Below are 1278 nucleotides of genomic sequence, written 5' to 3'. Positions count from 1 at the left end.
TCCATCACTCCCGGTTCCGGTTGCCGGGCCTTCCAGAATCCCAGGGTTTTGAACCGGTGATGCCTCCGGCATAAATGGGCGAGGTTGCCATGGTCCGTAGGGCCTCCGTCCGCCCAGTCGGTGGTGTGGTCGATTTCCGTGACCGCGGTGCTGACCCGGCAGCCGGGGAACCGGCACGTTCCGTCCCTGGCACGTAGCCATCGGGCCAGTCCGGCGGGGACTTTCCGGCGCCTGCCCACGCCGAGGATTTCCCCGGTGTCCGGGTCCTGGACGAGTCCGGTCCAGCGGGTGGCGTGGCGGGACAGCCTGCGGGCTGCTTCGGCGCTGATCGGGCCGTAGCCATGCAGCTCGGCCGGGTCTTCATTGGCTCCAAACAGTGTTTCGGCGTTGATCAGGACCATGATTTCCGCCCGGGGGAGGATGCCAAAAGACTCGGCGTCATAGTCATCAGAGTCGGCACCTTCAGGTGCACTGCCAGCCCCGCGTGATTCACGGCTCGGGCCAATGTCGGCGGCTTTCCCGCCGCCGCCCGCACGGTCAGACCGCACTGGGGTGCGCTCTGGGGCAGCACCAGTACGCGGTGAACCGGGGCCACCCATAAGCAGCTGGGCCAGGATGTCGCTGCGCAATTGGTCAGCAGTCCTCTGATCGCCGTTGGCCTGCTCGCCGCGGGCCGCAGTACTCAGTGCCGTGTAGATCTGCTGGGCTTCGGCCGCCCGCAAATGCGCCGATAGGCAGGACATCCCGTCTTCTTCCCCGTCCAGCGTGACCCGGCGCTTCTCGAACGCGGTGAGGTGCCGGACGGGAATGGTTTGCGGGTACTTCTTCTCCCGCTGCCGGCGGGCCTTGGCGGAGAACTGAGACCGTGTCTGACCTTCTGCAGCCTTCAACAGGGCTGCTTCAAATTCAGGCAACTGAGCTTCAGGAACACTTTGGCACTGATCCAGGACCACCTGGGCATGCCCGTAGCTGAGGCTCCCGTCCTGCAGTGCCTCCAACGTGGCCGTATGGGCGCCGGAAAGGAGGCCGGCTTCGAACATCAGCCGCTGGGCGGTGCCGTGCGGTATCTGCAGGAGGGCGGCACACTCCGCTGCCGCCAGTGTGAAAGCCATCCCGGGTTCCACCCGTCCGGTCGCGCCGGCGTAGTCCTCCCGGAAGAGGGTTTCCATCCGGTTCAGCATCCGGGCCCGCTGCGCCTCCGCCCACGCGATCAGGTGTGCGACCCGGACCAGCACTTCACCCACAGCCTGGTCGTCGAAGGATTCAAGGTTCTGCAGA

At 66.0% G+C, this 1278-nt stretch carries 1 protein-coding gene; it reads right to left on the bottom strand.

Translation table 11 applies throughout. The annotated features are described in order from the left end of the window. Nucleotides 1-1278 (bottom strand): HNH endonuclease signature motif containing protein (locus tag LOC57_RS16330; RefSeq protein WP_229960983.1); only part of this gene is annotated, 1278 nt, incomplete at both ends.

Source organism: Arthrobacter sp. zg-Y750 (assembly GCF_020907365.1).
Lineage (GTDB): Bacteria > Actinomycetota > Actinomycetes > Actinomycetales > Micrococcaceae > Arthrobacter_B.
Note: the sequence above shows the minus strand (reverse complement) of the source record. Positions and strands in the feature narration are given on the sequence as shown.